This window comes from Mesorhizobium sp. B2-5-13 (assembly GCF_006440535.1).
Taxonomy (GTDB): domain Bacteria; phylum Pseudomonadota; class Alphaproteobacteria; order Rhizobiales; family Rhizobiaceae; genus Mesorhizobium; species Mesorhizobium salmacidum.
The window spans coordinates 81994-103945 of sequence record NZ_VFUI01000006.1 but is presented as its reverse complement, the minus strand read 5'-3'; the positions used below and the strand labels follow the sequence as shown (position 1 = coordinate 103945).

At 63.3% G+C, this 21952-nt stretch carries 22 protein-coding genes and 1 pseudogene; 14 read left to right on the top strand and 9 right to left on the bottom strand.

Annotated features, from left to right (window positions below):
* Nucleotides 1-18 precede the first annotated feature (18 nt).
* Nucleotides 19-780 (bottom strand): precorrin-6A synthase (deacetylating), encoded by a 762-nt coding sequence (gene cobF / locus FJ434_RS12630; RefSeq protein WP_140747379.1) that lies wholly within the window; start codon nucleotides 778-780, stop codon nucleotides 19-21.
* A gap of 180 nt (nucleotides 781-960) precedes the next feature.
* Between cobF and FJ434_RS12625 the strand changes: the two genes are divergently transcribed.
* The 5 genes from FJ434_RS12625 to FJ434_RS12605 all read left to right on the top strand — a co-directional run bounded on the left by FJ434_RS12625 (nucleotide 961) and on the right by FJ434_RS12605 (nucleotide 4940).
* Nucleotides 961-1974 carry a DUF4424 domain-containing protein gene (locus FJ434_RS12625; protein ID WP_140747376.1) on the top strand — a complete coding sequence of 338 codons (1014 nt, stop codon included), beginning with the start codon at nucleotides 961-963 and terminating at the stop codon, nucleotides 1972-1974.
* Nucleotides 1974-2492: a dihydrofolate reductase gene (locus FJ434_RS12620; protein WP_140747373.1), complete on the top strand. Its 519-nt coding sequence runs from the start codon at nucleotides 1974-1976 to the stop codon at nucleotides 2490-2492. Before FJ434_RS12625 ends, FJ434_RS12620 begins: the two co-directional genes overlap by 1 nt.
* Nucleotides 2493-2658: 166 nt before the next feature.
* Nucleotides 2659-3774, top strand: coding sequence for an FtsH protease activity modulator HflK (gene hflK / locus FJ434_RS12615; protein ID WP_140502488.1), 1116 nt, complete (start codon nucleotides 2659-2661; stop codon nucleotides 3772-3774).
* 2 nt (nucleotides 3775-3776) lie between these two features.
* Entirely contained in the window at nucleotides 3777-4745 is a 969-nt protein-coding gene (locus tag FJ434_RS12610; protein ID WP_140502769.1) for a protease modulator HflC, read from the top strand.
* A 6-nt stretch (nucleotides 4746-4751) separates the two neighbouring features.
* Complete coding sequence (locus tag FJ434_RS12605; RefSeq protein ID WP_027141711.1) at nucleotides 4752-4940, top strand: DUF2065 domain-containing protein; 189 nt, start codon at nucleotides 4752-4754, stop codon at nucleotides 4938-4940.
* Nucleotides 4941-4970: 30 nt separating this feature from the next.
* On the opposite strand, the gene FJ434_RS30480 is transcribed toward FJ434_RS12605, so the two are convergent.
* Entirely contained in the window at nucleotides 4971-5096 is a 126-nt protein-coding gene (locus tag FJ434_RS30480; protein WP_281406446.1) for a hypothetical protein, read from the bottom strand.
* Between FJ434_RS30480 and FJ434_RS12600 the strand changes: the two genes are divergently transcribed.
* Nucleotides 5086-6603, top strand: a complete 1518-nt coding sequence (locus FJ434_RS12600) for a DegQ family serine endoprotease (protein ID WP_140747370.1) — start codon at nucleotides 5086-5088, stop codon at nucleotides 6601-6603. The genes FJ434_RS30480 and FJ434_RS12600 overlap by 11 nt on opposite strands.
* A 44-nt stretch (nucleotides 6604-6647) precedes the next feature.
* Here FJ434_RS12600 and FJ434_RS12595 read toward each other — a convergent pair whose 3' ends face one another.
* Entirely contained in the window at nucleotides 6648-7220 is a 573-nt protein-coding gene (locus FJ434_RS12595; RefSeq protein WP_140747367.1) for a GNAT family N-acetyltransferase, read from the bottom strand.
* Entirely contained in the window at nucleotides 7217-8104 is an 888-nt protein-coding gene (serB, locus tag FJ434_RS12590) for a phosphoserine phosphatase SerB (protein ID WP_140747364.1), read from the bottom strand. Before serB ends, FJ434_RS12595 begins: the two co-directional genes overlap by 4 nt.
* On the opposite strand from serB, the gene miaA reads away from it, so the two are divergent.
* Both miaA and FJ434_RS12580 read left to right on the top strand, forming a co-directional pair.
* Nucleotides 8094-9059, top strand: coding sequence for a tRNA (adenosine(37)-N6)-dimethylallyltransferase MiaA (gene miaA / locus FJ434_RS12585; protein WP_140747361.1), 966 nt, complete (start codon nucleotides 8094-8096; stop codon nucleotides 9057-9059). The genes serB and miaA overlap by 11 nt on opposite strands.
* Before the next feature lie 105 nt (nucleotides 9060-9164).
* A complete protein-coding gene (locus tag FJ434_RS12580) occupies nucleotides 9165-9959 on the top strand; it encodes a GGDEF domain-containing protein (RefSeq protein ID WP_027141716.1) in 795 nt (264 codons plus the stop codon).
* A 201-nt stretch (nucleotides 9960-10160) separates the two neighbouring features.
* Here the strand turns inward: FJ434_RS12580 and FJ434_RS12575 are convergent, their stop codons facing one another.
* Nucleotides 10161-11993: an ATP-binding protein gene (locus tag FJ434_RS12575; protein WP_140502770.1), complete on the bottom strand. Its 1833-nt coding sequence runs from the start codon at nucleotides 11991-11993 to the stop codon at nucleotides 10161-10163.
* Between the two features lie 154 nt (nucleotides 11994-12147).
* Here FJ434_RS12575 and FJ434_RS12570 point away from each other — a divergent pair, with 154 nt between their 5' ends.
* Genes FJ434_RS12570 through FJ434_RS12560 form a run of 3 tightly spaced genes read left to right on the top strand, consistent with a single transcriptional unit; the run spans nucleotide 12148 to nucleotide 13597 of the window.
* Nucleotides 12148-12711, top strand: a complete 564-nt coding sequence (locus FJ434_RS12570) for an XRE family transcriptional regulator (protein ID WP_140747358.1) — start codon at nucleotides 12148-12150, stop codon at nucleotides 12709-12711.
* Nucleotides 12712-12715: 4 nt separating this feature from the next.
* A complete protein-coding gene (locus FJ434_RS12565; RefSeq protein WP_140715913.1) occupies nucleotides 12716-13024 on the top strand; it encodes a hypothetical protein in 309 nt (102 codons plus the stop codon).
* Between the two features lie 42 nt (nucleotides 13025-13066).
* A complete protein-coding gene (locus FJ434_RS12560; RefSeq protein WP_140715915.1) occupies nucleotides 13067-13597 on the top strand; it encodes a GNAT family N-acetyltransferase in 531 nt (176 codons plus the stop codon).
* Nucleotides 13598-13603: 6 nt separating this feature from the next.
* Here the strand turns inward: FJ434_RS12560 and FJ434_RS12555 are convergent, their stop codons facing one another.
* Complete coding sequence (locus tag FJ434_RS12555; protein WP_140747355.1) at nucleotides 13604-14491, bottom strand: LysR substrate-binding domain-containing protein; 888 nt, start codon at nucleotides 14489-14491, stop codon at nucleotides 13604-13606.
* 118 nt (nucleotides 14492-14609) lie between these two features.
* On the opposite strand from FJ434_RS12555, the gene FJ434_RS12550 reads away from it, so the two are divergent.
* A complete protein-coding gene (locus FJ434_RS12550; protein ID WP_140747352.1) occupies nucleotides 14610-15761 on the top strand; it encodes a gamma-butyrobetaine dioxygenase in 1152 nt (383 codons plus the stop codon).
* Nucleotides 15758-16342, top strand: a complete 585-nt coding sequence (locus tag FJ434_RS12545) for an HD domain-containing protein (RefSeq protein ID WP_140747349.1) — start codon at nucleotides 15758-15760, stop codon at nucleotides 16340-16342. Before FJ434_RS12550 ends, FJ434_RS12545 begins: the two co-directional genes overlap by 4 nt.
* A 188-nt stretch (nucleotides 16343-16530) precedes the next feature.
* Here FJ434_RS12545 and FJ434_RS12540 read toward each other — a convergent pair.
* From FJ434_RS12540 to FJ434_RS30475, 3 genes and pseudogenes are all read right to left on the bottom strand, one after another.
* Nucleotides 16531-18332, bottom strand: a pseudogene (locus FJ434_RS12540) (NAD(P)/FAD-dependent oxidoreductase).
* 281 nt (nucleotides 18333-18613) lie between these two features.
* The gene (locus FJ434_RS12535) at nucleotides 18614-19498 is read right to left on the bottom strand and encodes an AraC family transcriptional regulator (RefSeq protein ID WP_140747346.1); all 885 of its coding nucleotides are present in this window, start codon (nucleotides 19496-19498) and stop codon (nucleotides 18614-18616) included.
* Between the two features lie 122 nt (nucleotides 19499-19620).
* Nucleotides 19621-19737 (bottom strand): helix-turn-helix domain-containing protein, encoded by a 117-nt coding sequence (locus FJ434_RS30475; protein WP_140747343.1) that lies wholly within the window; start codon nucleotides 19735-19737, stop codon nucleotides 19621-19623.
* Nucleotides 19738-20113: 376 nt separating this feature from the next.
* Here FJ434_RS30475 and FJ434_RS12525 point away from each other — a divergent pair, with 376 nt between their 5' ends.
* Nucleotides 20114-21910 (top strand): acetolactate synthase 3 large subunit, encoded by a 1797-nt coding sequence (locus FJ434_RS12525; RefSeq protein ID WP_140502505.1) that lies wholly within the window; start codon nucleotides 20114-20116, stop codon nucleotides 21908-21910.
* The last annotated feature ends 42 nt before the right edge of the window (nucleotides 21911-21952 follow it).

Here is a 21952-nt window from a genome sequence, read left to right as displayed (position 1 = left end):
ACTACTCACTACTCACTACTACTCCTGCTTCCGCAGCAAATACGTGTCCATGATCCAGCCTTTTTCCCGGCGGGCTTCGTCGCGGCGCTTCTCGATTTCGGCGCCGACATCGCCCAGGCGGCCGGAGATGATGATCTCGTCCGGCGTGCCGAGATAGGCGCCCCATTGGATGAAAAGGTTCTGGTCGGCCAGCGTGTTGAAGGCGCATTTGCCGTCGAGCATGACGACGGCGCTGCCGGCATTGTCCGGCATGCCTTCCTCGGTCAGGCGGCGGCCGGTGGTGATCAGCACAGGATCGCCGATGCGGTTCAGCGCCGTTTTATGGCTGGCGGCCAGCGCCTGGATGGCAGTTATGCCGGGGATGACTTCCAGCTCGAAGGCGACACTGCCCCTCAGGCGCACACGCTCCAGGATGCGCAGGGCGCTGTCGTAGAGCGAGGGGTCACCCCAGATCAGGAAGGCGCCGCAACCGTCCCCGGCGATCTCGTCGCGGATCAGCCCCTCGTAGATGGCGGCGATCGCCTCATGCCAGTCGTCGACCGTCGAGCGATAGGAAGACGTTGGTTCGACGCGCACCGGCACGTCGAACTCGACCCGGCGTGAGGTCGGGTTGGTGACGAAGCGGTCGCAGATGCCGCGCCGCAGGTCGGCAAGGTCTGTCTTGTCGGCGCCCTTGTCGGGAATAAACAGGACGTCCGCCCGGTTCAGGCCCGATATGGCCTGAACCGTCATATGGTCGGGATTGCCGGCGCCGATGCCGATGACGAGAAGCTTGCGCATGCGGCGAACTCCTGCCCGATCGTAACCTGTTAGTCCAGACCACATGCGTGTCCAGACCGCAGGGTTGTCCAGACCGCGTACGTGCCCAGACTGCGTGCGTGAGCACTGACGCGGAAGGGCTTTGAAACGCCGCATCGAAAGGGCTAGGGTCCCGCGGGCATTCTCGCCGAGGGGGCTTTCATGCTGCGATATGTTTTGACCACCGTACTGGCCCTATCGGGGGCGCCTGCATTGGCCAATGATTCGGTTGCCGAGCTTGGCACCGGCGGCCTGATCCTGTCGCGCAACGATGCCGTGGCGATGCAAAGTGAGGATCTTTTCATCTCGCCCGAAAAGGTGACGGTGGATTACGTCTTCCACAATAACACCAACAAGGATGTCGACGCGATCGTGGCCTTCCCGATGCCCGACATTTCGGGGGATCCCGAAGAGATGCCGGCGATCCCTGAAAACCAGAGCGACAACTTCCTCGGCTTCGAGGTGACGATCGACGGCGCGCCGGCAAAGCCGCAACTCGAGCAGAAGGTGCTCGCGCTCGGCATCGACATCAGCGCCGATTTGAAGGCGCAAAACGTGCCCTTCAATCCGTTCGGCGATGCCGCCAAGGCGGCGCTGGCGAAGCTGCCGCAAGCGGTGGCTGACGACTGGGTCAACCGCGGCATCATCATCGAGGATGCGGAGGCCGACAGTGGCCAAAAACCCGGCTATTCGCCGTTCTGGCAATTGCGCTCGACCTATTGGTGGCGCTCGGCCTTTCCGGCCAACAAGGACGTCCACGTCTCGCACCGCTACAAGCCGAGCGTCGGCGGCACGTCGTCTGTCAGTTTTTTCAATGAGGGCCAGTTCCAGGGCTCATACGCAGCCTACAAGACCCGCTACTGCATGGACAACACATTCGAGAACGCGGTGCGCAAGGCGGCGAAGGACAATGCGGACGGCTATCCCAAATTCTACGAACGCCGCATCGCCTATATCCTGACCACCGGCGGCAACTGGGCGGCGGGCACCATCGGCAAGTTCAAGCTGACCGTCGACAAGGGCAACCCGAAAGCCCTGGTCTCGTTCTGCGGCGATAACGTCAAAAAGGTCGGGCCGACGAGTTTCGAGATGACGGCGCACGATTTCTATCCCGAGCACGATATCGATATCCTCCTGCTCGAACCGTCGGACAGCAATGGCGGGGACGCAAATTGATGCATGTCGCGATCTACGTCGCCATTGCCGAGAACGGCGTGATCGGGCGGGATGGTGGGTTGCCCTGGCGGCTCTCCACCGACCTCAAGCGCTTCAAGGCCGACACGATGGGCAAGCCCATCATCATGGGCCGCAAGACCTATGAAGGCATCGGCCGGCCGCTGCCGGGCAGGCTGAACATCGTCGTCACCCGCGACAAGGCGTGGCGCGCCGAGGACGTCGAGGTGGCGCATACGCTGGAAGCCGCGATCCAGCTGGCAACGGTGCGCGGACGCTGCATGACAGGCGTCGACGAGGTCTGCATCATCGGCGGCGGCGAAATCTATGCCCAGGCGCTGCCGCTGGCGGACCGCCTGCACGTCACCCATGTGCTGGCCGCCGTCGACGGCGACGCGTATTTCCCGCCGATCGACCCTGATACATGGCACGTGGTCAGTTCGCAGGGGGTTCCGTCAGGAGAAAAGGACAGCCATGCGACGCGCTATACGGTTTACGAGCGCCGCCGCGAAATGGTTTGAAGACAAAAACGGCATTTAAGGACGACAAAGGGTCGCTACCGGCCCAAAACGGATGAAGTCGACGGGCATCGCGTTGAAAGCGTGCCGTGGCGTCCCTATAGAAGAACGACACTGGATTTGCGCCGTACCCGCGGCGCTTGAGGGAATTCCAAGCGAAAGGACATTCATGCCCTGGAACGACAAAGGTGGCGGAGGCGGCGGCCCATGGGGTGGCGGCGGCAACAATCAGGGACCCTGGGGGCAGGGACCCAAGGGGCCGAGCGGCCCGCAGGGGTCGCCTCCCGACCTCGAAGACATCATTCGCCGTGGCCAGGATCGGCTGAGGCGCGCGCTGCCCGGCGGCGGTGGCGCCAGTCCGGCCGTGTTTGGGCTGATCGCCGCGGTGCTGGTCGTTCTGTGGGCCTTCCAGGCGGTCTATACCGTTCAGCCCGACGAGGTCGCGGTCGAACTGCGCTTTGGCAAGCCGAAGGCCGAGCTTTCCCAACCTGGCCTGCACTTCCACTGGTGGCCGCTTGAAACCGTCGAGACGGCCAAGATTTCAGAGCAACTCGTCGACATTGGCGGTGGCAACACCAGCGGCAACGGCCTGATGCTCTCGGGCGACCAGAACATCGTCAATGTACAGTTTTCGGTGGCCTACCAGGTCTCCGACCCCCGCGCTTACCTGTTCGACGTTTCCGACCCGGACGGCATGCTGCGGCAGGTTGCCGAGAGCGCCATGCGCGAAGCCGTCGGCCGCCGGCCGGCACAAGACATTTTCCGCGACGACCGCCAGGGCATAGCGGCCTCGGTGCGCGAGATCATCCAGACGACGCTGGACGGCTACAAGGCCGGCCTCAACGTCAACGCCGTCTCCATCGAGGATGCAGCGCCGCCACGCGAGGTGGCAGATGCGTTCGACGAGGTGCAGCGTGCCGAGCAGGACGAGGACAAGTTCGTCGAGCAGGCCAATCAGTATTCCAACCAGAAGCTCGGCCAGGCACGCGGCGAGGCAGCCCAGGTCCGCGAAGACGCGGCCGCCTACAAGAACCGTGTGGTGCAGGAAGCCGAAGGTGAGGCCCAGCGCTTCATCTCCGTCTACGACGAATATGCCAAGGCCCCCGATGTCACGCGCAAACGCCTTTATCTGGAAACCATGGAGAGGGTTCTGAAGGACTCGAGCAAGGTCATCGTCGAGCAGGGCAACGGACAAGGTGTCCTGCCCTATCTGCCGCTGCCCGCATTGCAGCCGAAACCGCCGGCGCCGGCTGCCCCCGCCGCGCGCACGGGAGGTACCCAGTGATGATGGCCAACCGTCTTCCCATCTTCGTCGTCGTAGCGGCGGTCATCCTGTTCCTGATCTATTCCTCGGTCTTCGTGGTCAATGCGCGCCAGCAGGCGCTGGTGCTCCGTTTCGGCGAGATCGTTGACGTCAAGAGCGAGCCAGGCATCTACTTCAAGGCGCCGTTCTCCTTCTTCGACGCCGACACGGTGCAGCTGATCGAGAACAGGGTGCTGCGCTTCGATCTCGACAACATTCGCGTCCAGGTGTCGGGCGGCAAGTTCTATGAGGTCGATGCCTTCATCGCCTACCGCATCTCGGATCCGCGCGTCTTCCGTGCGGCGGTGTCGGGTCAGATCGAACTGGCCGAAGCGCGGCTCAGGACGCGTCTCGACGCTGCCTTGCGCCGCGTCTACGGCCTGCGCGATTTCGAGGCCGCGCTCTCCGAAGAGCGTGCCGTGATGATGCGCGAAGTTCGCGATCAGCTCAGGCCCGACGCCACATCGCTCGGCTTGCAGATCGAGGATGTCCGCATCCGCCGCACCGATCTGACGGCCGAAGTTTCACAGCAGACCTACGACCGCATGAAGGCGGAACGCCTGGCTGAGGCCGCGCGGCTGAGGGCACGCGGCAACGAAGCGGCACAGCGCATTACGGCACGCGCCGATCGTGAAGTGGTCGAGATCGTTGCCGAAGCGCGGAAGGAGTCCGAAATCCTGCGCGGCGAGGGCGAAGCCCAGCGCAGCGCCACCTTCGCGGGAGCCTATCAGCGTGATCCGGCCTTCTTCGACTTCTACCGGTCGATGAATGCCTATGGCACCGCGCTGGACAGCACCGGGACCACCATGGTGCTGTCGCCAAGCTCGGAGTTCTTCCGCTACTTCCGCGATCCCGACGGCAAGGAAGGGCCGGCGAAGCCGACATCGCCGGCACCCGCCGCGCCGGCGGCGTCACCCGCTGCGCCGACGACACAGCCCAGCACCGGCCAGTAACGGCCTGTGCAGGACTTCTTCGCGGCGATAGGCCTGGTCCTTGTCATAGAGGGCCTGGTCTATGGCGGTTTCCCCCGCTTTGCGAGGAAGCTCGCGGGCGAAGTGCTGTCGATGCCGGAGAATGCACTGCGGATTGGCGGGCTGGCCGCCATCGCCATCGGTGTCGGCATCGTCTGGCTGGTGCGGGGCGGGTAAAGGCGTCCGGTTTGCGGAATAACACTCGATTTACACTCCGCCGATAGCCATAGCCGCAAACGTGCCGTATTTCTTGCCATCATGGCGCGACATGGCGTTTTCGTCGAAGCGCTTTTCTCTTTCAGAAATGCCGGGAGGCTTCTCGATGACATCCAACACCCTTTTGCGCGCCGCTCGACGGACGTTGGTCGCCGGTACGGCAGCGCTTGTCCTGGGCACTGCCGCCATCCCGCCCTTCGTGACGACGACATTCGCCGCCGACGGGCCTGCCTCGGTCGCCGACCTGGCGCAAAGCGTGCTCGGCGCAGTGGTCAACATCTCGACCTCGCAGACGGTGAAGGGCACCGAAGGGCCGGGCGCCGTGCCGATGCCGCAGCTGCCCGAAGGCTCCCCCTTCCAGGACTTCTTCGACGACTTCTTCAAGAACCGCGGTGGCGACAAGGACAATGGATCCCAGAAGGTGCAATCGCTCGGTTCGGGTTTCGTCATCGACGCCGAGCAAGGCATCGTCGTCACCAACAACCACGTGATCGCCGATGCCGACGACATTGAGGTCAATTTTTCCGATGGCGTGACCTTGAAGGCGACCCTGGTCGGCACCGATACCAAGACCGACGTCGCGGTGCTGAAGGTCGATCCGAAAGGCCACAAGCTGACGGCAGTGAAATTCGGCGATTCCACCAAGATGCGCGTCGGCGACTGGGTGATGGCGGTCGGCAATCCGTTTGGCCTCGGCGGCACCGTCACCGTCGGCATCGTCTCGGCACGCAACCGAGACATCAATTCGGGCCCTTATGACGATTTCATTCAGACCGATGCGGCGATCAACCGCGGCAATTCGGGCGGACCGCTGTTCAACAGCGCCGGCGAGGTCATCGGCATGAACACCGCGATCATTTCGCCGTCCGGCGGCTCGATCGGCATCGGCTTCTCCATTCCCTCGCAGCTCGCCTCGGGCGTCGTCGAGCAGTTGCGCCAATATGGCGAGACGCGGCGCGGCTGGCTCGGCGTGCGCATCCAGCCGGTGACGGACGACATCGCGGAAAGCCTGGGCATGGCGACCGCCAAGGGCGCGCTGGTGGCCGGCGTCATCAAGGGCGGACCAGTCGACAACGGCACCATCCAGGCCGGCGACGTCGTCATCAAGTTCGACGGCAAGGACATCCATGAAATGCGCGACCTGCCGCGCGTCGTGGCCGAAAGCCCAGTGGGCAAGGCCGTCGACGTGCTGATCGTGCGCAAGGGCGTCGAGCAGACGGTGAAGGTGACGCTCGGCCGGCTCGAGGATGGCGAGAAGCTCGCCAGCGGCGAGAATGGCAACACCGACCAGAACAAGGGCGGCGACAAGGCTCCGGCTGTCTCGACCGCCGCAGTGCTTGGCATGACGGTCGGCGAACTCAATGACGAGACGCGCAAGAAGTTCAGCATCGCCGGAGATGTCTCCGGCGTCGTCATCACCGACGTGGCAAAGGACTCCGCCGCCGCCGAACGCGGTATCCAGCCGGGCGAAGTGATCACCGAGATCGCGCAGGAATCGGTCGCCACGCCCAAGGACGTCATGGACAGGATTGGCGCGCTGAAGGAGCAGGGGCGCAAGAATGCGCTGCTGATGCTGGCTTCGAAGACCGGTGAGCTCAGGTTCGTGACAATCCGGATGGATTGATGTCCGGCAGGACCTGCAAAACCTGATTTTGACGGAAAGGGCGGTTAGAGAGCCGCCCTTTTTCTTGCCTGCCAGTCTTGGCTAGAAAGCCGGTAGAACACATTCCGCTTGAGCGCGGGATGGCTGTCGGGAATGCCGGGATGATCGAAATCGGCGGAGGGATCGGCTGTCATGCCGAGACGTTCCATGACGGCAGTCGAGCGGCGGTTGTCGGCGACGGCGAAGGAAACGATTTCGTCGAGGGCCAATGTCTCGAAACCGTACGCCAGCCATGCCTCGGCGGCCTCGGTGACATAGCCCTTGCCCCAAAATTCGGGCGCCAGCCGCCAACCGATCTCGATCATGCTGGCCGGCAGGAACGGCAGGTGATCGGTTCCGGTTATGCCGACAAAGCCGATGCATTCGCCCGTGGCAGCGATCTCAGCGGCGGCGAAGCCAATGCCGTCGCGATCGATGGCGGCGCGGAACTCATCCATCTTGGCGTCGGCGGCGGCACGGTCGCGGCGAAACGGGAAGAACTCCATCACGCGTTCATCGGAATTGATGCGATGGAACAGTTGGCGGTCGCGATCCTCCCAATTGCGCAGGATCAGTCGTTTGGTACGGATTGGTTTCATTGCACGAATTCTTCCCGCCGGTAGCCCTGCAGATAGAGCAGCGCGGTCAGGTCGGCATGGTCGATCCGGACTTTTGCCTGCGCCGCGACGCTAGGCTTGGCATGGAGCGCGACACCGGTGCCGGCCAGGCGGATCATGTCGAGATCGTTGGCGCCGTCGCCAACGGCGATGGCATCGGCCGGCGTCAAGCCAAGGCGCGCGCAAATTTCGAGCAGCGCCTCGGCCTTGGCGGCGCGGCCGAGGATCGGCTCGCCGACCAGCCCGGTGAAGCGTCCATCCTGGTCGAGCAGGCTGTTGGCGCGGTTTTCCTGAAAGCCAAGCATCGCAGCGATGCGCGTGGTGAAGACCTCGAAACCGCCCGAGACGAGTGCAGTCCAGGCGCCGTTGGCGCGCATGGTCTGGACCAGCGCGCGGCCGCCCGAGGCCAGCGTCAGCCGATTGGCGACGATATGCTCGACCACGGCGGCATCGAGACCCTTGAGCAGTGCCACGCGCTCGCGCAGTGCCGGCTCGAAGGCGATCTCGCCATTCATCGACCGCGCGGTGATGGCCGCCACGTGATCCTTGACGCCGATCTCGTCGGCCAGTTCGTCAATGCACTCCTGGTCGATCATGGTCGAATCCATATCGGCGATAAGGATTTTCTTGCGGCGTGTTTCAGCCTGCTGGACGATCACATCGATGGGCTCAACGGCCAATGCGGCGCGAAGCCTTGCAGTCGTTTCATCAGCCTGCGCCTCTGGCGGCAGGGCAAGATCACAGGCAATGCCTTCGGCCAGCCAGACGACGGCGCTTGCGCCCACCGACCGTGAGGCCATATTCGCAAGCGACGGCGACAGAGCGCGGTCAGCGGAATGGGAAACAAGCGTGGCAATGAGCGGCATCGAGAATTCCGGCGCGGATGCGGGCGAAGGCCGCGTGAAGAACGCGATCCTGATAGCCGGACCAACCGCCAGCGGCAAGTCGGCGCTGGCGCTCGAATTGGCCGAACGCACAGGTGGCGTCATCGTCAACACCGATTCCATGCAGGTCTATTCGGTTCTCGACGTCCTGACCGCCCGGCCGGAGGCGGCCGAGCTCGCAAGAGCGCCGCATTTTCTCTATGGGCATGTCCATCCCGGCTCCGCTTACTCGACCGGCGCCTGGCTGCGCGACGTGATGAAACTGATCGATGACGGAACACTCTCGCGGCGGCCAATCTTCGTCGGCGGCACCGGCCTTTATTTTCGCGCGCTGACCGAGGGTATTTCGGAAATGCCCGACATTCCGCAGCGGATCCGCGATCGCTGGCGCTATGAGTTGAAAGAGCAAGGCGCGGTCAAGCTGCACGCCTTGTTGTTGCGTGAGGATTCGAGAGCCGCCATGCAGCTGAAGCCAACCGACAGCCAGCGCATCGTGCGGGCGCTCGAGGTGCTCGACGCGTCCGGCCGATCGATCCTGGAATGGCAGGCCGAGCGCGGCCGGCCGCTGATCGACAGGCAGAGCGCGCATTTCCTGGTCATCGAGCCGGATCGGGCGGCGTTGGTCGACCGCATCGAAAGACGTTTCGACCGGATGCTGGACAAGGGCGCGCTGGAGGAAGTCAAGCAGCTTGCGGCCCTTCATCTGGATCCGGACCTGCCGGCGATGAAGGCGATCGGGGTTCGCGAACTGCAGGCTGCGATGGCAGGGCAATCGAGCTTTCCCGAGGCGATCGAGCGCGCCAAGATCGCGACAAGGCAATATGCCAAGCGGCAGGGGACCTGGTTTCGCCATCAGCTGGGGCCGGAATGGCAGAGACTGCGCCCCGGTGACGATTGCGAAACCACGATCCAAACACTTGTTGCTAATGCAACCTAAAAAGTTGACCTTGAGGGCAAGGTTCCCGCCGAAGTTGCCGGAATTAACGCTCCGTAAGGCGGTCGCTGCCATAAGGTCGGTGGGCACTTTTCCATCGGGGAGCAGATGCGTTTCCATAAGGCGGAATCCGCTTTTTTCGTCTTTATTTTCGTGATCCTCGCTGCTGGCCTGGTGACGCTGCACGCCTATGGGCTCTTGCAATCCTTCGCCACCGAGCTCCATACGCCTTCGGGCCTGGACAAGGTCATCTACCTCAACAAGCTGTTGTTCGCGACGGGCGTTCTGCTCGCGACCGCGCTGTTTTTCGGCATCTTCTTCATCTACCCGCTGATCCGCAAACAGGCGACGGAAGAAGGCAAGCTGCGCGCCATGACGGTTTCGCTCAGTGCCCGCTCCGAGACGTTCGAGCATGCCGCCCTGACGGACGGTCTGACGGGCATGCAGAATCGCCGCTATTTCGACGACGCGCTGAAGGAATATCTCGAGGAGTTCCGGCGCATCGAAAAGCCGGTCGGGCTGATGATCCTCGATCTCGACCACTTCAAGCAGGTCAACGATACCCACGGCCACGACGTCGGCGACGAGGTGCTCAAGGCTGTCGCCAGATGCCTCAAGGACATGACACGTTTCCACGATGTGGTGGCGCGCCTGGGCGGTGAGGAGTTCGCCGTGGTCACGCCCAACATGGAGGCGGACCTCCTGGCCAAATTCGCCGAGCGCATCCGCAAGGCGATCGCCAACATGTCGATCCTCTCCGGCAACAATGTCCGGCTCAAGATCACGACCAGCGTCGGCCTCGCCGTCTGGGACCGCAAGGAAACCGCCGAGGAATTCTACCGCCGCGCCGACCGCCAGCTCTACGAAGCCAAGAGGCAAGGCCGCAATCGCGTCTGCGCCTAAAATCCCGTCACTAAATTCGTGATGCTGGCCGTTTGATGCCGACGTCTGCCCTTCCGTTGCTCACGGACCAAGAACCCGCTCCGCTCCGGTTCTCGAAGTCGACACCAATCGACTCAGCCTGACGAATTTCCTGACGGGATTTAGCCGAGCTTTCCGACGAAGCAGAACCACGGAAATTTGACGCGAAAGCAGCGCTCAGCCTCAATCGTTCTGCGGACGCAGGCCGAAGGTGGCTGGCTTGAGGCCGTAGCGCGTGTCGAAATCTTCGTCCGACTGCACGCGCGCCGCCGCCGGCGCTTTGCGGTAGTCGGGGTCGCCGGCCTGCCGGCCGGAATCGACCACCTCGGCGAAAGCCATTGCCTGGCTCTGCGGTTTCGGTACGTTGCGCAGCCGCTCGACGATCGCCACCAGATCGACCTCACCGGCCTTCGACGTCACTTCTTCCTCGCGCTTGGCCGTGCCGGGAAGCAGGTGAGCGGGCAATCTCTCGAATTTCAGCCGCATGGTGGTCGCCACGCCTTCGCCGAAGGCGATAGCTTCGCGCTGGCCCATGGAGGACAGGAACGCGAGCGTGGAGGCGGACGAGTCGGCGATTGCCGAGCGGATGATCGCCTGGTCCTGCTCATTGGCGAGCCGCATGGCGAAGAAGGTCGAGCATTGCGACAGGATGGTCGGGTCCAGCTCGCCTGGGCGCTGGGTGACGACGCCGAGATAACAGCCATATTTTCGGCCTTCCTTGGCGATGCGCGACAGCGCATGCCTGGTCGGCGCGAAGCCGAGGCGCGGATCGGCTGGCATATAGCGATGCGCTTCCTCGCATAAAAACAGGAGCTGCAGCTTGCCTTCGCTCCACAAAGCGAGGTCGAAGGCCAGGCGCGCCAGCACCGAACAGACGGAATTGACCACTTCCGAGGGCATGCCGGCCATCTCGAAGCAGGTTACCGGGCGGCCATGATGCGGCACGCGGAAGATGTTGCCGATCGTCTCGTGGATGGTGTCCTCGATCAGGCGCGAATTGAACATGAAGCGGTAGCGCGGATCGGCAGCCGCCGATTCGATGCGCGTCTTCAGCGATTTGAGGGTAGGACGATCGGTCTTGCTTTCGAGCATGCCCATGCGCTCGTCGATCTGCTTGAGCAGGTCGGCGATGCGGTAAGGTACCGGCGTATCGGCGGTCAGCGCATCGCTGCCGCGCCTCAGGTAGGCGCCTGAACCGGGGTTGCGATAGAGGTTCTTGGCGAGCGGAACGAGGTCGCGAAGGGCGTCGATCTCTTCCGGCACCGTTTCGCGTCCGCGAAACAGCACTTCGGCGAATTCCTCCAGCGTGAACATCCAGAACGGCAGGTCGAGCGTCTTGGAATCGACCCTTACGCAATATTCGGGCAGCGAGGCCGCGAACTCATTGTGCGGATCGAGGATCAGGATGCGCAGGTCCGGTCGCGCCGCGATCGACTTGCGCAGCAGCAGCGACACGGCGGTGGACTTGCCGACGCCGGTCGTGCCGACAATGGCGAAATGGCGCGCCAGCGTGTCGTCGATGGCGATGTTGGCGGCGATCGCCTCGTCCTGCGCCAGGGAGCCGATGGTGATGGAATGGCGGCCGGCCAGGTCATAGACCGCCTGCAGGTCGCGGGTGCGGATGCGGTGCGCGACGGCGCCGATATGCGGATAGCTGGTGATACCGCGGTCGAAGATCGGCTTGGCACCGGGCTCGGCGCCGTCGCGCACTTCGCCGATCAGCTCGATGCTGACCTCGATGGCGTTCTGGCCCTCATTGCTCCAGGCGCGATCCGACTTGCCGATCGCATAAACCAGGCCAACGGTGCGCGTCGTGCCCAGATTGATGGAGATCATCTTGCCCACCGTCCACAGGCCGGTGACCGCGCCGTCGACATCGTCGGCATAGGCGCTGATGGTGGCGCGCGCGCCGTCGCATTGCACGACGTTGCCCAGGATGCGCCGATCGTTCTGCTCTGCGTTGCGGCGCTCCTGCGATGTCGGTTCTCCGACGGAAGCCTCGCGTTCGACATACATGGACACGTCAATCCCCGTTTCCCTGGAGACCGGATGCTACAGGAACGGGGTTAAGGTCGGATGAGGTCGGATGGTGTAGATAGGATTAAGGCCTTCGTAAAAATTATCGTGAGATGGCTCTTCACTCGCGTTTTTGTTTCGTTATAATGGACGAATGGATGATATAGCGAACGATATTTCCTCGACCATCGGCAGGCGCATTCATGCCGAGAGGATCATGCGGGATTGGTCGCTGGCCGAACTCGCAGAACGGTCGGGCGTTTCCAAGGCGATGCTGAGCACGATCGAGCGCGGAATGACCAGCCCGACGGCCGCGCTTCTGGTGCGCATTGCGGCGGCCTTCGGCATGACGCTGTCGACCCTTATCGCGCGCGCGGAATTGCAAGGCGGCGGGCTGCTGCGCGCGGCCGACCAGCCGATGTGGCGCGATCCCGATACAGGCTATGTCAGGCGGCATCTGTCGCCGGCCTGCGACATGCCGCTCGAACTGATCAAGGTCCATCTGCCCGCGGGCGCGAAGGTCAGCTTGCCCGCGGCTTCCTATGCTTTCATCAAGCAGCAGATCTGGCTGATCTCGGGACAACTCGAATTCACCGAAGGCGATCAGGTGCACAGGCTCGAGCCGGGCGACTGCCTGGCGCTCGGGGCACCGTCGGACTGCACCTTCCATGCGCTGGGACCGGGCGCCGACTATCTCGTCGCTCTGGTCAAGGGCTGACATCATGGCAAGACGGCCAAAGCGCTCCCATAATGGGGGGCCGCCGCTTGACGACTACAAGGGGCCGCCATGGGGCAAGGGCGATCCTTACATCTTCCTGGCCTGGCAGACGGCGCACGCCAAGGCATGGAAGGCGCCGAGCCGCGAAGTGATGCTGATGCGCATGGACAAGGCTGAACGGCTGGGCCTGACCTATGAGGAATACACGCTCGAAATCCTTGAGCGCGGTCGGCATCTCAGGGAAGAGGACACCGAACGCATCAGCGCCATCAAGGCCGCACGCAAGCGGCGGCGTGCCAGCCATCTCGACTGACCAGCGCTATCGATACCAGCAATCGCTTCCAGAGGACCAGCTATGAATGCCATAGAGATCGGGCCGTTGACCGCCAGCCAGGAAACACTCGCACTGCTGACGGATCTGCTGGTCGAAACGGTTGCCGCCGGCGGATCGGTCAGTTTCATGCATCCGCTGGCGCCGGAGGCGGCAAGGGCATTCTGGGAGACGTCGCTGGCCGCGGCGGCACGAGGGCAAAGAGTGGTGCTTGGGGCATGGGACGGCGGGGCTCTGGTCGGCACTGTCACGCTGCTGCTCGACTGTCCTCCCAACCAGCCGCATCGGGCCGAGATTGCCAAGCTGATGACATCAGCCGAGCAACGGGGCAGGGGTGTCGGGACACGCCTGATGCGGGCCGCCGAACACCTCGCGGCGGAGAAGGGACGCACGCTGCTGGTTCTGGACACGGCGACGGAGGATGGTGCTTCAGGACTTTATGAGAAGCTCGGCTTCACCCTGGCCGGCGAGGTACCGGATTATGCGCTGAAGCCGCATGGCGGGCTGACGGGCACGCTAATCTACTGGAAGCGTATCGGCACAGCGTCGCCGTAGCGCCAGTCAGGTCCGGGCTTCTCCGGCAAGGCGCTTTAGCAGCCAGTGGCGGAAATCCTGCTCGGCACTGGTCAGATGCGCGGTCGACGGCCTGGTCAGAAAATGCCCCGACGTGCTGGGGAGCTCAAAATCGGAAAGCGGGACCAGCGCCCCGTCGTCGAGCGCCGCGTCGATCAAAGGACGGGACCCCAGCAGCACGCCGGCGCCGGCTCTTGCCGCCTCCATGGCGGCGACGAAACTGTCGAAACGATGCGACCGCTGGGAATGGCCGGCCAATCCGGCCGCCGCGAACCATTCCGACCACATCTCGCGCGCGCCGGCCACGAGAAGCAGCGGCAGCGATGTCCAATCGGCGGCACTGGCGAGGGCCGGACTTGCCACCGGCACAAGCCGCTCGGCGGTCAGCCTCTCGGCCTCGCGACCAGGAAAGGATCCGTTGCCGAAACGGATGTCGAGCGCCGAGCCCGGCAGATCGTAGTCGGTCGGCCGGTGGATCGTCACCAGATCGAGCTGGACGCGCGGCAGCGCCTCGGCGAGCTCCGGCAGCGCCGGGACCAATGCCAGCAAGGCAAACGAGATCGGCACCCGGATCGAGACGGTCCGGACGGCGCGCGGTTCGAACAATTCCGTGGTGCTGCTGCCAATGGTGGCGAAGGCCGACTGGATGTGCGGCAGGTAGGCGGCGCCCTCGGGCGATAGCGCGACTCCACGCGCCAGCCGCGAGAACAGCCGCGTCTTCAGCCGTTCCTCGAGCAGCCGGATATGCTGGCTGACGGCCGCTTGGGTCAGACCGAGTTCGGCTGCCGCCGCGGTGAAATTCGACAGCCGTGCCGCAGCCTCGAAACTGCGCAGCCAATCGAGTGGAGGCAGCGTGGGGATAGCTTTCCGAGCCATTATGAAATTTTGGCCTTTGGCTAAAAAATGATAATTTGAGTTATGCTTGGGGTCCGCTCAACATGCAATCGAAGCCCCGGATCTGGCCGTGGGCGGATAGACACAGGACCTGATCTCCATGTTGACCCACGCGCTGATCGGCGACGAAGGCAGAACGATCGAACTTGGCTGGCAGGACGGAAGGCGCACCCGCTTTCACGCCATCTGGCTGCGTGACAATGCGCTGGACGACAAGACGCGCAGCGCCGGCAATGGCCAGCGGCTCGTCACCATCCTCGACATTCCGGTCGGCACGAGAATTGGCGCTGCTTCGGTCAAGGCCGGGGCGCTGGAGATCAGCTTCGAACCGGAGGGAAAGACGGTCAGCTTTCCCGCCCATTGGCTGCGTGCAAACGCCTATGATCGCGACGAGACACGCCAGCCCGGTTGGACAGGCGATGTCATCCAGCGCTGGACCAGGGCGACGATGCAGAACTCGGTGCCGCGCGCCAGCTATCCGGCGGCCTTCCATGGCCGCGGTGTGCTGCGCGAATGGCTTTCGGCGGTAAGGACTTACGGCTTTGCGGTGATGGACGGGCTGCCGGCCGAATCCGGGGCGCTGTGCAAGGTGTCCGACCTGTTCGGCTACGTCAGGGAAACCAATTACGGGCGCTGGTTCGACGTGCGCGCCGAAGTCAATCCGAACAACCTCGCCTACACCAATCTCGGTCTGCAGGCGCATACCGACAATCCCTATCGCGATCCGGTGCCGACGCTGCAGATCCTGTCCTGCATCGAGAACACGGTGGAGGGCGGCGAATCCAGCGTCGTCGACGGCTTTGCCGTCGCCGCTGCCTTGCAAGCGGAAAACCCCGAAGGTTTTCGGCTGTTGAGCTCCCATGCGGCGCGGTTCGAATACGCAGGTTCATCCGGCGTGCGGCTGCAGTCCAAACGGCCGATGATCGAGCTTGGACCCGACGGCGAACTGATCTGCATCCGCTTCAACAACCGCTCGCTGGCGCCGACCGTCGATGTGCCGTTCGCCGACATGGATCGTTACTACGCCGCCTACCGCCGCTTTGCCGAGTTGATCGAGGATCCGTCCTTCGAAGTCACCTTCAAGCTTGAGTCCGGCCAGGCCTTCATCGTCGACAACACTCGCGTCATGCATGCCCGCAAGGCGTTTTCGGGCACCGGCAAGCGGTGGCTGCAGGGATGCTACGCAGACAAGGACGGCCTTTTGTCGACGCTCGCGGCGATCGAACACGGCTTCAAGGAGGCGGCGGAATGAGCAGCCATGATCTGAACACGGACACCATCGTCGAGTTCATAGCCGACATCTTCGAGCGCCGGGGTGCCGAATCCTATCTCGGCGAGCCGGTGACGATGTCCGAGCACATGCTCCAGGGGGCTTGGCTGGCGGAACAGGATCGAGCGCCCGAGGTGCTGGTGGCCGCCGCGCTGCTGCACGACATCGGCCACTACACCAGCGAGTTCGGCACCTATTCGCCCGACGATGTCGAAGACAAGCACCATGACGAGGCCGGCGGCAAGGTGCTGGCGCCGTTCTTCCCGCCGGTCATCGTCGAATGCGTCCGGCTGCATGTCGCCGCCAAGCGCTATCTCTGCGCCACGGACCCGACCTATTTCTCCAAGCTGTCGCCGGCTTCGGTTCACACCCTGTCGCTGCAGGGCGGACCGATGAGTGCCGACGAGGTGGCCGAGTTCCGCAGGAACCCGTTCCATGAGGAAGCGGTGCGGGTTCGCATCTGGGACGAGGGCGGCAAGGTCGCCAATATGCGGACGCGGGCGTTTCGCGACTATGTGCCGTTGCTGCAGCGCGTCGTGCACGATTTCGCCAAGCGCGCCTGACCAGTCACCGGGAGGAGACATGTGCCTCTGCTTCGATGGCGGAATGCGGTAGCCCGGAGACCTGCCGCGAGTGTTTGGCTGACGAGGGCGTTTCACGCCATCGCCGACCAGCGGTGAGCCCGGCGGGCTCACTCCCGCCGTTTCGTTCGGTGTCGCCGAAGGCTCACCATCGTGATGCGGGGATACGGCTATCCCTTGTGATGGACCTCCTGCAATCCGTAGACCGGTGTGGGCAAGCCAACCTGTCTGGCCTTCAGCTGCAGCGCCAGATATTGCGAATAGTGGCGCGACTGATGGAGGTTGCCGCCATGGAACCACAGCGCCTCCTGCTGGGTCGGCTTCCACATGTTGCGCTGCTCGCCTTCCCAGGGGCCGGGATCCTTGGCGGTGTCGGAGCCAAGACCCCAGACCTTGCCGACCTTGTCCGCCACCTCCTGGGAAATGAGGTCCGCGGCCCAGCCGTTCATCGAGCCGTAGCCTGTGGCGTAGATCACGAGATCGGCCGGCAATTCGGTTCCATCGGCGAATTTGACCGCGGTTTGCGTCAGCTCCTCCACCGCCGCGCCTGGTCCGCTCTTTAGCTTGATCGAGCCGTCGATGACGAGGTCGCAGGCGCCGACATCGATATAGTAGCCTGAACCGCGGCGCAGATATTTCATGAACAGGCCCGAGCCGTCATCGCCCCAGTCGAGCAGGAAGCCGGCCTTTTCCAGGTCCGCGTAGAAGTTGGCGTCGCGTTCCTTCATCTGCTGGTAAAGCGGGATCTGGAATTCGTGCAGGATGCGGTAGGGCAGGGAGGCGAAGATCAGGTCGGCCTTGCGCGTCGTCATGCCGCTCTCGACCGCTTGCTCCGAATAGAGCGCGCTCAGCCCGATATCCATAAGCGTGTCGGACTTCACGATGTGCGTGGAGGAACGCTGCACCATGGTGACGTCGGCGCCACCCTCCCAGAGAGCCGCGCAGATGTCGTGGGCGGAGTTGTTGGAGCCGATGACCACGACCTTCTTGCCGCGGTATTTGTCCGGGCCGGGATGGGTCGAGGAATGCTGCTGCTCGCCCTTGAAGATGTCCTGGCCCTTGTATTTCGGCCAGTTCGCCTTGCCGGACATGCCGGTTGCCAGCACCAACTGCTTGGGCTTGAGGACGATCTCTTCGCCGTCGCGTTCGACTACAACGGTCCATTCCTTGGCCTTCTCGTCGTATTTCGCGGATTTCGCCGAGGTGGAGGACCAGTAGTTCAGCTCCATCACCTTCGTGTACATCTCGAGCCAGTCGCCGATCTTGTCCTTGGGCGCAAAGACTGGCCAATTCTTGGGGAAATCGATATAGGGCAGATGGTCGTACCAGACCGGATCATGCAGGCAGAGCGACTTGTAGCGCTTGCGCCAGGAATCGCCGGGGCGCTCGTTCTTCTCGATGATGATGGCTGAAACGCCGAGCTGGCGCAGGCGCGCGCCGAGCGCGATGCCGCCTTGGCCGCCGCCGATGATCACGACATAGGGCTGCTTGCTGCGGCCGAGTTCAGCGAGTTCATCGTCACGCGCCAGGATTTCCTGTCCTTGCCGTGGCCGTGCTTGGCGCCGAGCGGCCGGGTGAAGCCCGCCTTCTCCTCATGGTCCTTGAGTTCGGCCATGGTGGTGAGCAAGGTCCAGATCAGCTCGCCCTTGAACCGCACCAGGCCGAAACCGCGCGCCACCTCGGTCTCGAAGGTGATCCAGGCGGTGGTGACGCCGTCCGCCTCGGTCGCCTCTTCGCCTTCGGCCACTTTCCAGTTGCTCGGCCGGGTCTCAGCCAGCGTTGCCTTCAGCATGTCGCGGACCTGGTCCTGGCCCTCCATCGTCCTCAGGTTCCAGGTGAAGGTGACGAGGTCGCGCCAGTAGCAATCCGCCTGGAAACAGTTGACCGCCGCGTCGATGTCGCCGGTATCCAGCGCCTTGCCAAACTTGTCGAGCAGCGCTTGCGCCTTCGTTGTGGGTGTTCTCTCGAGCATGGTTTCTCCTCCAGTTGTCAGGTTCATGGCGCCTCCTCCAGGCACCAGATGGTGCCTCAGGCCATCGCAAAGGGCATGCCAACTACGCTGCACGGTAGAAATCGTAGTGAAATCAGTCCGGCCCAACGAATTCCGGTATTGCGGGCCGTTGCAGCGGTGTTGCGTGCGCCATGGTACGCCACAGTCGATGCAACACCAGACCGTGAGCCCATAAAGACCGAGATTCGGATGAATCGCGGCCTGTCCACTTCTTGCGATCGGGGGGCAGGCCCGTCAGGGCGCTATTTTAGCGGCAGAAACAATTCCACGACGACGTCATGCACCGCCACGTTCGGGAAGAATGAAAAGTGTCGTCGGCAATAGATCGGGAAGTCACGCGCTTCCTCGCCGCTGGCAGGGAGCCAGTCGCGATAGAGGTAGAGCGCGGCGGGTTCCAGATTGTGGGTATTGTGGACGACGCGCAACACCGCGCAGCGCCCGCCAGGGATTACACCAGCCTTCATCTGCTCGTCATCGGCATCGATCGGCTGGTCGGTCCCGACGCACAGGTCCATGCTGTAGTCGGCTGGAACCGCGGGGGTTCTCTCGGAACGGAAGATGTTGAAGGTCGGGCTCGTCTCGGGCGACAGGCCAGCAGCCTTGCGCCAGGTGATGAACCGCTGGATGGTGTCGCCGAGTGTCGCCCGGTCGCCTCGATGCTCCATGATCGCCACCGGCGTTGGAGGCATATCGCGGATCGTGACGTCGTCTTGTTCATAGGTAATCTGCATGAGCTTGCTCCTTGCGTTGTCCAAGGGCCCGAAGGCCGCAAGCCACGGTGCCCAGTCGGGCGACTTCCGGAACGACGAGGGCGATTGCCCGAACCGTTGCCGAAAGGCGCGGGCGAAGGCGTCCGGTGCATCGTAACCGGCATCCATCGCTATATCCGTGACGCTCTGGGCCTCGTTCGAGGCCAGCCGGTGCGAAGCACGCTTCATACGGGCAAGCTGGACATAGCGATGCACCGACAACCCGAAGGTCGCCGTGAACTGCCGGTGGAAATGGTATTTGGAAAATGCCGCGATGCCGCTCAACGCGTCCAGGTCCAGATTGCCGTCCAAATGCTGGTCGATGTGATCCAGCACGCGTTGCATCCGGGCATGGTAGTTTTGAAGCGACGCCTTCATCGTTCCGTTCTCCGTGGCAGCACCAAATATGGGCAGGCAGACCTGAAGCGCTCGACCGATCTTGCGGTTTTGTCACAGGTCGCAGAACGGCGCCAAGGACCGTTTATGAGCGGGTCTACAGCCTAGTTGGGAGCATCGACCCGCAGCCGCTTCATGCGGCGATGCACCATCGTGCAGTCGCCGCCGAGGCGCCGCGCCGCCTCGGAGATGTCCCAGCCGGCGGCTACGAGAGTATCCATCGGCGACGCGCGCTCATCCTCGGGGGATGGAGCACGAGGCGCTGCCAGTCGGGCGGCCGGGGCAGGCGGCGTCGCATAGTGGTGTGTCGATGGGATGGGCTCAACTGTACTATGGTAGCGCGTAGCGAAGCCCTATCTCACAGGCGAGTGAATTCGCATCATCCCCCATTGACGACCCCGCGAGTTCGCCTTTATGGTCCGCCACCATGAAAACGGCACTCATTCTCGTAGGAAGGCGCGTGGGCAAGGCGGTGTAACCGCCGGGCGAAGACCTCCCATGCGCACCACACAGGCTCCCTCGGGGGCCTTTTTTATTGCCTGAAACACGACTAAACGACCAGCAACGCCCAAATGGCGACAGTACGGGACCAGACCGATGAGCAATGGACAGAACGAGCGGCGCGAAATGGCAAGCAGGGAAATGACTGGCGCCGAAATGGTGGTGCAGGCGCTGAAGGACAATGGCGTCAAGCATGTCTTCGGCTATCCGGGCGGCGCCGTTCTCCCGATCTACGACGAGATTTTCCAGCAGGATGAGGTCGAGCACATTCTCGTGCGGCACGAACAGGGCGCCGGCCACGCCGCCGAGGGCTATGCGCGCTCGACCGGCAAGGCCGGTGTCATGCTGGTGACATCAGGCCCCGGCGCCACCAATGCGGTGACGCCGCTGCAGGACGCGCTGATGGACTCGATCCCGCTGGTCTGCCTGACCGGCCAGGTGCCGACTTCGCTGATCGGCTCCGACGCGTTCCAGGAATGCGACACGGTCGGCATCACGCGGCCCTGCACCAAGCACAACTGGCTGGTGAAGGACGTCAACGAACTCGCCGCGACCATCCACGAGGCCTTCCATGTCGCGACGACCGGCCGTCCCGGCCCGGTCGTGGTCGACATCCCGAAGGACGTGCAGTTCGCCAAGGGCTTTTATGTCCCGCCGCAGATCGCGCCGCGCACCAGCTACCAGCCGAAGGTCCAGGGCGACCTGGACAAGATCAAGGCCGCGGTCGAACTGATGGCCACCGCCAGGAAGCCGGTCATCTATTCGGGCGGCGGCGTCATCAATTCCGGCGCGGAAGCGAGCCATCTCCTGCGCGAACTGGTGGACCTCACCGGTTTCCCGATCACCTCGACGCTGATGGGTCTCGGCGCCTATCCGGCTTCGGGCAAGAACTGGCTGGGCATGCTGGGCATGCACGGCACCTACGAAGCCAACATGGCCATGCATGATTGCGACGTGATGCTCTGCATCGGCGCGCGTTTCGACGACCGTATCACCGGCAGGCTGAATGCCTTCTCGCCGAATTCGCGAAAAATCCACATCGATATCGATCCGTCCTCGATCAACAAGAACGTCCACACCGAAGTGCCTATCATCGGCGATGTCGGCCGGGTGCTGGAAGACATGGTGCGGCTGTGGCGGGCAACCGCCAAGACCGACAAGAAGGCGCTCTATCCCTGGTGGGAGCAGATCGCCAAATGGCGCGCGCGCGATTCACTCGCCTTCAAGATGAACAACGACGTGATCATGCCGCAATACGCCATCCAGCGGCTCTATGAACTGACCAAGAACATGGACACCTACATCACCACCGAGGTCGGCCAGCATCAGATGTGGGCGGCGCAGCACTATCATTTCGAGAAGCCGAACCGCTGGATGACGTCGGGCGGGCTGGGCACGATGGGTTACGGCCTGCCGGCCGCGCTCGGCGTGCAGATCGCGCATCCCGATGCACTGGTCGTCGACATTGCCGGCGACGCCTCGGTGCAGATGACAATGCAGGAGATGAGTGCCGCCGTGCAGCACGACGCACCGATCAAGATCTTCATCCTCAACAACCAGTATATGGGCATGGTGCGGCAGTGGCAGCAGCTGCTGCACGGCAACCGGCTGTCGCATTCCTACACCGAGGCGATGCCGGACTTCGTCAAGCTGGCCGAGGCCTATGGCGGCCACGGCATTCGCTGCGACAAGCCCGACGAACTCGACGACGCGATCAAGGAGATGATCTCGGTCAGGAAACCGGTGCTGTTCGACTGCCGCGTGGCGACACTCGCCAACTGCTTCCCCATGATCCCTTCGGGCAAGGCGCACAACGAGATGCTTTTGCCCGACGAGGCGACCGACGAGGCCGTGGCCAATGCCATCGACGCCAAAGGCCGGGAACTGGTGTAGACGGCGAGCCAAGGCAGGGCTTGTCAAAAAGCCGTGCGGAAA

Coding starts and splice junctions, on each gene's coding strand:
- FJ434_RS12625 (WP_140747376.1), top strand. CDS start 961: ATGCTGCGATATGTTTTGACCACCGTACTGGCCCTATCGGGGGCGCCT.
- hflK (WP_140502488.1), top strand. CDS start 2,659: ATGCCCTGGAACGACAAAGGTGGCGGAGGCGGCGGCCCATGGGGTGGC.
- miaA (WP_140747361.1), top strand. CDS start 8,094: ATGAGCGGCATCGAGAATTCCGGCGCGGATGCGGGCGAAGGCCGCGTG.
- FJ434_RS12560 (WP_140715915.1), top strand. CDS start 13,067: ATGAATGCCATAGAGATCGGGCCGTTGACCGCCAGCCAGGAAACACTC.
- FJ434_RS12610 (WP_140502769.1), top strand. CDS start 3,777: ATGGCCAACCGTCTTCCCATCTTCGTCGTCGTAGCGGCGGTCATCCTG.
- FJ434_RS12620 (WP_140747373.1), top strand. CDS start 1,974: ATGCATGTCGCGATCTACGTCGCCATTGCCGAGAACGGCGTGATCGGG.
- FJ434_RS12535 (WP_140747346.1), bottom strand. CDS start 19,498: ATGAAGGCGTCGCTTCAAAACTACCATGCCCGGATGCAACGCGTGCTG.
- FJ434_RS12600 (WP_140747370.1), top strand. CDS start 5,086: ATGACATCCAACACCCTTTTGCGCGCCGCTCGACGGACGTTGGTCGCC.
- FJ434_RS12565 (WP_140715913.1), top strand. CDS start 12,716: ATGGCAAGACGGCCAAAGCGCTCCCATAATGGGGGGCCGCCGCTTGAC.
- FJ434_RS12555 (WP_140747355.1), bottom strand. CDS start 14,491: ATGGCTCGGAAAGCTATCCCCACGCTGCCTCCACTCGATTGGCTGCGC.
- FJ434_RS12570 (WP_140747358.1), top strand. CDS start 12,148: ATGGATGATATAGCGAACGATATTTCCTCGACCATCGGCAGGCGCATT.
- FJ434_RS12580 (WP_027141716.1), top strand. CDS start 9,165: ATGCGTTTCCATAAGGCGGAATCCGCTTTTTTCGTCTTTATTTTCGTG.
- FJ434_RS12595 (WP_140747367.1), bottom strand. CDS start 7,220: ATGAAACCAATCCGTACCAAACGACTGATCCTGCGCAATTGGGAGGAT.
- FJ434_RS12525 (WP_140502505.1), top strand. CDS start 20,114: ATGAGCAATGGACAGAACGAGCGGCGCGAAATGGCAAGCAGGGAAATG.
- FJ434_RS12545 (WP_140747349.1), top strand. CDS start 15,758: ATGAGCAGCCATGATCTGAACACGGACACCATCGTCGAGTTCATAGCC.
- serB (WP_140747364.1), bottom strand. CDS start 8,104: ATGCCGCTCATTGCCACGCTTGTTTCCCATTCCGCTGACCGCGCTCTG.
- cobF (WP_140747379.1), bottom strand. CDS start 780: ATGCGCAAGCTTCTCGTCATCGGCATCGGCGCCGGCAATCCCGACCAT.
- FJ434_RS12575 (WP_140502770.1), bottom strand. CDS start 11,993: ATGTATGTCGAACGCGAGGCTTCCGTCGGAGAACCGACATCGCAGGAG.
- FJ434_RS12550 (WP_140747352.1), top strand. CDS start 14,610: ATGTTGACCCACGCGCTGATCGGCGACGAAGGCAGAACGATCGAACTT.
- FJ434_RS30475 (WP_140747343.1), bottom strand. CDS start 19,737: ATGGATACTCTCGTAGCCGCCGGCTGGGACATCTCCGAGGCGGCGCGG.